The organism is Synechococcus sp. EJ6-Ellesmere, from assembly GCF_024345875.1.
GTDB lineage: Bacteria > Cyanobacteriota > Cyanobacteriia > PCC-6307 > Cyanobiaceae > Regnicoccus_A > Regnicoccus_A antarcticus.
On sequence record NZ_JAGQBY010000172.1, the window covers coordinates 1 to 6,431 of the forward strand.

The 6,431-nt window shown below is 64.5% G+C and carries 4 protein-coding genes; 3 read left to right on the forward strand and 1 reads right to left on the reverse strand.

All coding sequences use genetic code 11. From position 1 onward, the window contains the following. The coding region (locus tag KBY78_RS15135) for a YDG domain-containing protein (protein ID WP_255144331.1) at positions 1-2,381 on the forward strand (2,381 nt) is incomplete at its 5' end. Further along, a complete protein-coding gene (locus KBY78_RS15140; protein WP_255144332.1) occupies positions 2,378-3,661 on the forward strand; it encodes a CHAT domain-containing protein in 1,284 nt (427 codons plus the stop codon). The genes KBY78_RS15135 and KBY78_RS15140, both read left to right, overlap by 4 nt. Before the next feature lie 154 nt (positions 3,662-3,815). Here KBY78_RS15140 and speA read toward each other — a convergent pair whose 3' ends face one another. After that, positions 3,816-5,774, reverse strand: coding sequence for a biosynthetic arginine decarboxylase (gene speA / locus KBY78_RS15145; protein ID WP_255144333.1), 1,959 nt, complete (start codon positions 5,772-5,774; stop codon positions 3,816-3,818). Positions 5,775-5,985: 211 nt separating this feature from the next. On the opposite strand from speA, the gene ndk reads away from it, so the two are divergent. Beyond that, the coding region (gene ndk, locus KBY78_RS15150) for a nucleoside-diphosphate kinase (protein WP_255144334.1) at positions 5,986-6,431 on the forward strand (446 nt) is incomplete at its 3' end.

Sequence of the window (6,431 nt, forward strand, 5' to 3'; positions counted from 1 at the left end):
CAGCGCCGAACTACACGATCAGCAAGTTGGCCCTCTCTGGTGCGGGCATTGGATCGGGTAGCTCGATCTATGGCTCTGCCCTGGCGCCTGGTGCGGTCAGCTTCACCAACATCTTCGGCAGTGATGCGGTCGGATCGACCGCCTCGGTCGACATCTCCACGCTCAGCAGCAGCGGAAACGCGATCGTTGGCACCTACAGCCAGAGCGCATCGACCTCCCTGACGGGCCTTGATGCGGGGAACTACTCCTTCTCAGGCTTCACCTCAGCGCCGAACTACACGATCAGCAAGTTGGCCCTCTCTGGTGCGGGCATTGGATCGGGTAGCTCGATCTATGGCTCTGCCCTGGCGCCTGGTGCGGTCAGCTTCACCAACATCTTCGGCAGTGATGCCGTCGGCTCCACCGCCTCGGTCAACACCGGTGAGTTGAGCACAAGCGGAAACCCGATCGTTGGCACCTACAGCCAGAGCGCATCGACCTCCCTGACGGGCCTTGATGCGGGGAACTACTCCTTCTCTGGTTTTACAACAGCAACGCCCAACTATGAAATCGAAAGGCTCGATCTGACCATCTCAGGGTTCACCGTTAATAACAAGTTCTACGACGGCACGACTCAGGCGACGATCAACACAGCCTCCGCTGCCTACAATGGCCTTATCGCTGGGGACAGTGTCGCCGCCAGCGGTGGTTCGGGCCTCTTCTCAGACCCCAACGTGGGACTTGCCAAGAGCGTGGACGTCTCCGGCCTCACTCTCGGCGGCACCGATGCTGGCAACTACAACTTTGCCAGCCCTAGCACCACCCTCAGCGCCGACATCACCATCCGCCCCCTAGCCACCTGGCGTGCCAGCACGGCGGGCAATTGGAGCGATGCGGCCAACTGGGATGCCCTCCCCAGCGCCGCCAACGTTGCCGTCGTGGCGATCCCCGTCGGCACCGGTGCGGTCACCTACGACGCCGCCGCTGGCAGCACCAACCTGCAGAACCTACTCAACGATCAGAGCCTCAACCTCACCGGTGGCTCCCTGGCGGTGAGCGGTACAACCACCGTGGGCACTGGCGCAACCTTGAGCCTCAATGGCGGCAGCTTCTCTACTTCTTCCCTGGTCAACCAAGGGCTGGTGAACGGCAGCGGGCCGCTCGTGCTCAACGGCACCTATAGCGAGAACGGCGGCAGCCTCGGCAGCGGCTTCTCCAGTGCCGCCATCACCCAGACCAGCGGCGATCTCAGCCTCAAGGGTGTGGGGGCCACGGGCCCGGTGAACCTCATCAGCGTCGCTGGAGGCCTCAACCTCATCGGTGCTGTGAGCTCAGCCGGTGGGCCCATCAGCCTCAGCTCCAACGGCGCCACCCTGCTCGCCACAGGTTCATCGCTCACCAGCCCCGGCGCTCTGATCTCTGTGACCAGCGGTGGCCCCCTGAGCCTCCTCGGCGCCCGCGTCGATGCCAGCGGCGGCAGTGCTGGTGGCACGGTGCAACTTGATGGCAGCAGCATCAACCTCTCCAACGCCTTGTTGAACAGCTCGGGTGCGAGCGATGGCGGTTCGATTCAGATCGGCCTCAAGGCCCTGCCTAGCAGCGTCACCATCAGCAACTCCAGCTTGATCGCCGATCCTCCAGCCATCGGCGGCTCGATCAGCATCGACGGGGCCAGGATCCCCATCAATGGCTCCACCTTCAACGTGATCGGGCTCAGTGGTGGATCGATCCTGTTGGGCTCAAGGAACACCGCCAGCCTCAGCCTCGATGCCTTCACTTCCCTGACAGGTGGCGGCAGGGCCACATTCAACCTTTTCGGTGATTCCATTCTCAACAACGCCCGCATCACTGGGGGTGAACTGTTCGAGAATGGGGTGGCCGTGGGCAATATCGTACCCCCGGTCATTATTGTACCTCCGGTCATTGTTGTACCTCCGGGCACGAACAGCCCCACCATTCCCATACTCGTCTCCTTCCAGCAGACGATCGATCCGATTCAGCCCAGCCTTTTCGACCCCACCGTCGACTACACCGCGCCGGGCTCGCCCCTCTTCACCCAATCGGAGCCACTGGATTCCGATCAGCTTTCGATCACGTTTACGGAATCCGCCTTCCTCTACGCCAATGTTTTCGCCAGTGGAGACCCACCATCAACCAGTGTTGTCTGGGACCTGTCGTTTAATGGTCTGGGGTTGTTCAATCCTGCGGTGAAGCAACTTACCCCCCTGCAGCTGCAGGAACTGTTCGCCGCTTCCGAGACTCGGGCAATGGAAGAAACTGCGGCGAAACTTGGCCTTGATCGCACTGACGATGAAGTGGTGCCCACCCTCACTCAATTGCAGAAGAGCTTACGGGAGGTGATCAAAGCCGTGCGCGCCAGGATCCGAGGCGGTCAACCATGAGACGGCCATCCCGCCACCGGCGGAGCCGTTTTTTGGCGGCCTTGCTGCCGCTCCTGCTGGGTCTCTCCGTAGCCCCCCCAGCTGCCTATGCGGTGCCGCCAAGCCACTCTAAGACGCTACCGCCCCCCATCTCCAACGGCGCCTCGTCCTTTGATGCTGCCCTTTATAACCCTGCGATTCTGCGAATCAGCTTAAGTGAAGCCAAGGGGAAGACCGCCAATCCCCAGGCGGATGCCTTCCTTGATCTCACCTTGGTGCCTCCGGAGGGCGAGGTGCAGGGTTACCGCAGTGAGATGTCGCTCAAGCGCTTCAATGAGTTGCTGCGAGAGCTGTACCGCCAGTTGGCGAGTCAATCCCAACTCAATGTAAGCGATCTCAGCTCACCGGCTCGGCAGCTTTATTCCATCCTCTTCCAGCCGGTAGTCGAGCAGATCGAAAAACAGAGGATCACCACCCTGCTGATCTCTGCCGATGCGGGCCTGCAGGCGGTGCCCTTCGCGGCCCTCCATGACGGCCAGACTTATCTGGGAGAGCGCTACGGCCTCGGCCTCACCCCGGCCTTGGGGCTCACCAAACTGGCGGTACTGCCCGAGAAGGCCAAACCACAACTACTGGCGGTAGGTGCCTCCAAGTTCGTAGGGCTGAACCCCCTGCCACTGGTGCCCCAGGAGCTTGATCGGGTGGGCAGGGGCGAATCGACCCAACTCTTTCTCAACAGGAGTTTCACTCCCGAGATACTGCTCGAGAAGGCGGGTGATCCGCTCACCGATCGGGTGCATGTGGCCACCCACGCCGAATTCCTGCCGGGGGGAGCAGCGGCTGCAAGGCTGTACTCAGGGACTGGACCGATGTCGCTGGCTCAGCTGGCCCAGCTGCGCCAGCGCCGTGGGGACACCCAGCTGGATTTGTTCAGCCTCAGTGCCTGCCGCACCGCCCTGGGTGATGCGGACAGTGAACTGGGCTTTGCGGGGTTGGCACTTCAGGCCGCTTCCCGCAGCGCGATCGGCAGCCTCTGGTATGTCGACGATGTGGCCACATCAGCACTGTTTGTGCAGTTCTATCGCTTCCTGTATCGGGGCATCCCCAATGCGGAGGCCCTTCAATACTCCCGCCCGGCCATGCCGAGCGGCACGATGCGGCTCGTGGGCGATCAGGTGATCGGATCCGGTGGCGATGTTCTCCTCTCCGGCCTGACCATGGCCCAGCAGCGACGCATTGACGGTGGCCTACAGAACCCGTTTTTCTGGGCGGGCATCGTGTTACTCGGCACGCCTTGGTGAGTGTCGATTCGGGAGGTTCCCCCCAGGCTTGGGAATGGCTGTCTCGGTGAGCTCGCATGAGCGATACAGCATTCTCACGCCCCTCGCGGCACCTGAATCTTGACCAAATCCCGCCAGCTCATCGGCCGTGATGCCGGCACCACGGCCCACGGCTTCACTGCAGGTAGGTGGTTTGCCGCAGGCTGCCTTCCAGGTGGGCCATCAGCCGTTGGGCATCGCGGATCGGCAGGGCGCCCCGGTCGATGGCCGCCTCGCCGGCCACCCGCAGGCGCTCAAGCAGCTGATCGGGGTCGTGTTCCATCGCTTCGAGCACCTCGGCATTGGTGTTGCCCTTCACCACATGCTCCACCCGGTAGCGGCCGTTGGCCCCCAGACGGATATGGACCGCATTGGTGCTGCCGAACAGGTTGTGCAGGTTGCCCATCACTTCCTGGTAGGCGCCGCCGAGAAACAGGCCGATCCAGTAGGGCTCACCCTCCCGCAAATCGTGGAGTTCCAGCAGCGGTTTGGCCTGGCCGGGGCCGATGAAGCGAGCCAGCTTGCCGTCGGAATCGCAGGTGAGGTCGGCAAAGCTGCCCAGACGGCTGGGGCGCTCGTCGAGCCGGTGGATGGGCATCACCGGAAAGAGCTGATCGATCGCCCAGGTGTCGGGAGCGGAGCGGAAGATCGAGAGGTTGGCGTAGTAGGTGCCCGCCAGGGCAGCCTGCAGCGCCTTGAGGTCGTCGGGGATGGGGGTGGGGTCGCTCCAGCTCTGCAGCTGGGCGGCGATGGCCTGGCAGCAGGCCCAGTAGAGCTGCTCGGCCGCTCCCCGCTCAGGCAGGCTGAGATAGCCCAGCCGGAAGGCGGAGAGGGCATCCTGCTTGAACTTGATGGCATCGTTCCAGCCCTCCTGCAGGTGATCGACCTGGACGGGGGCCTCGAGGGCGGTGGCCTGGATCGTCGTCAGGGTGTCCCGCAGGTTGCGCACGATCAGCGGTTCCTCCCCCCGCGCCGGCGGTGCCTCCCCCTGCACCCCACCGGTGCCGAGCACATCGAAGACCAGCACGCTGAAGTGGCTGGCGATCGCCCGACCGCTCTCGCTCACCAAGGTGGGCAGCGGCACCGAGCGGGGCTCGCAGCACTCCCGCACCGTGGCCACCACGTCGTTGGCGTAGTTCTGCAGGGAGTAGTTGGTGGAGGCGGCGGTGGCGGTGCGGCTGCCGTCGTAGTCGATGCCGAGGCCGCCGCCCACATCGAGATAGCCCATCGGCGCCCCCAGCTCAGCCAGCTGCACATAGATCTGGCCCGCCTCCTGCAGGGCGTCCTTGAGCACGGCGATGTCGTTGATCTGGCTGCCCACGTGGAAGTGGAGCAGGCGCAGCTCGCCGAGCAGATCGGCCTGGCGCAGGGCCTCGACCGTGGCGAGCAGATCCGGCACAGAAAGTCCGAACTTGGCGCGCTCCCCAACCGAGCTGCCCCAGCGGCCGGTGCTGCGGCTGGCCAGCTTGGCCCGTACGCCGATCAGGGGGGCGGCCCCCAGCTCGCGGCTGGCCGTGATGATCCGCTCCACCTCGTCGGGTTGCTCGATCACCACCACCGGCTGGCGGCCGAGCCGGCGGGCGAGGATCGCCGTTTCGATGTAGCGCTGATCCTTGTAGCCGTTGCAGATCAGCAGGGCCTCGGGGTCGTCCACCAGGGAGAGGGCGATCAGCAGCTCCGCCTTGCTGCCGGCCTCGAGGCCGAAATGCCACTGGCGGCCGCTCTCCACCAGCTGCTCCACCACGTGGCGCTGCTGGTTGCACTTCACCGGGAACACGCCTTGGTAACGGCCGGCGTAGCCGTATTGGGCGATCGCCCGCTCAAAGGCGGCATGGAGCCGCTCGAGCCGGTCTTCAAGGATGTCGTCAAAGCGGATCAGCAGCGGCAGTGACAGGTCACGCCCTTGCAAGCCTTGCACCAGCTCCACCAGATCCAGGCAGCCGCCCCGCTCCCCCCGGGGCTGCACCATCACGTGGCCGCGGGCATTCACAGAGAAATAGGGATCTCCCCAGCCATCGAGGCCGTAGAGCCGGCTGCTGTCGGCAACGCTCCAAGCCAGGTCCGGGGGAGCGATGGCGACGGTATCGGCAGGCATGCGCGCGGGGGAGGGAGTGATTCAGCCCTCTCAACGACTTTAGTCAGGCGCACCAGGCGGCCCAAGCCCCAGCGCCTTGGCCTGCTCGGGGTTGAGCTCTGGCAGGGGGCCAGGGCGGATCCTGAGCCTGTGGCGCGGGGAACAGCTGGGTTGGCTTGCCAAGCGGCAGGCCCAGCGCGGACGATGGCCCCATCCGAAGTCTTCCCTTGCCATGGCCGTTGAACGCACTTTCCTCGCGATCAAGCCCGATGGGGTGCAGCGGGGGCTGGTGGGGGAGATCCTCGGCCGCTTCGAGCGCAAGGGCTTCAAGCTGGTGGGCCTCAAACAACTGGTGCCCAGCCGTGAGCTGGCCGAAAGCCATTACGGCGTGCACAGCGAGCGACCCTTCTTCGCCGGCCTGGTGGAGTTCATCACCAGCGGCCCGGTGGTGGCGATGGTGTGGGAAGGCGAGGGGGTGATCGCCAGTGCCCGCAAGCTGATCGGTGCCACCAAGCCCCTGGAGGCCGAACCCGGCACCATCCGCGGTGATCTGGCGGTGAACATCGGCCGCAATGTGACCCACGGCTCCGATGCTCCGGAAACCGCGGTCTTCGAGATCCGCCTGTGGTTCCAGTCCTCCGAACTCAGCGACTGGACGCCCGCCGATCAGGTGTGGCG

Coding starts and splice junctions, on each gene's coding strand:
- KBY78_RS15140 (WP_255144332.1), top strand. CDS start 2,378: ATGAGACGGCCATCCCGCCACCGGCGGAGCCGTTTTTTGGCGGCCTTG.
- speA (WP_255144333.1), bottom strand. CDS start 5,774: ATGCCTGCCGATACCGTCGCCATCGCTCCCCCGGACCTGGCTTGGAGC.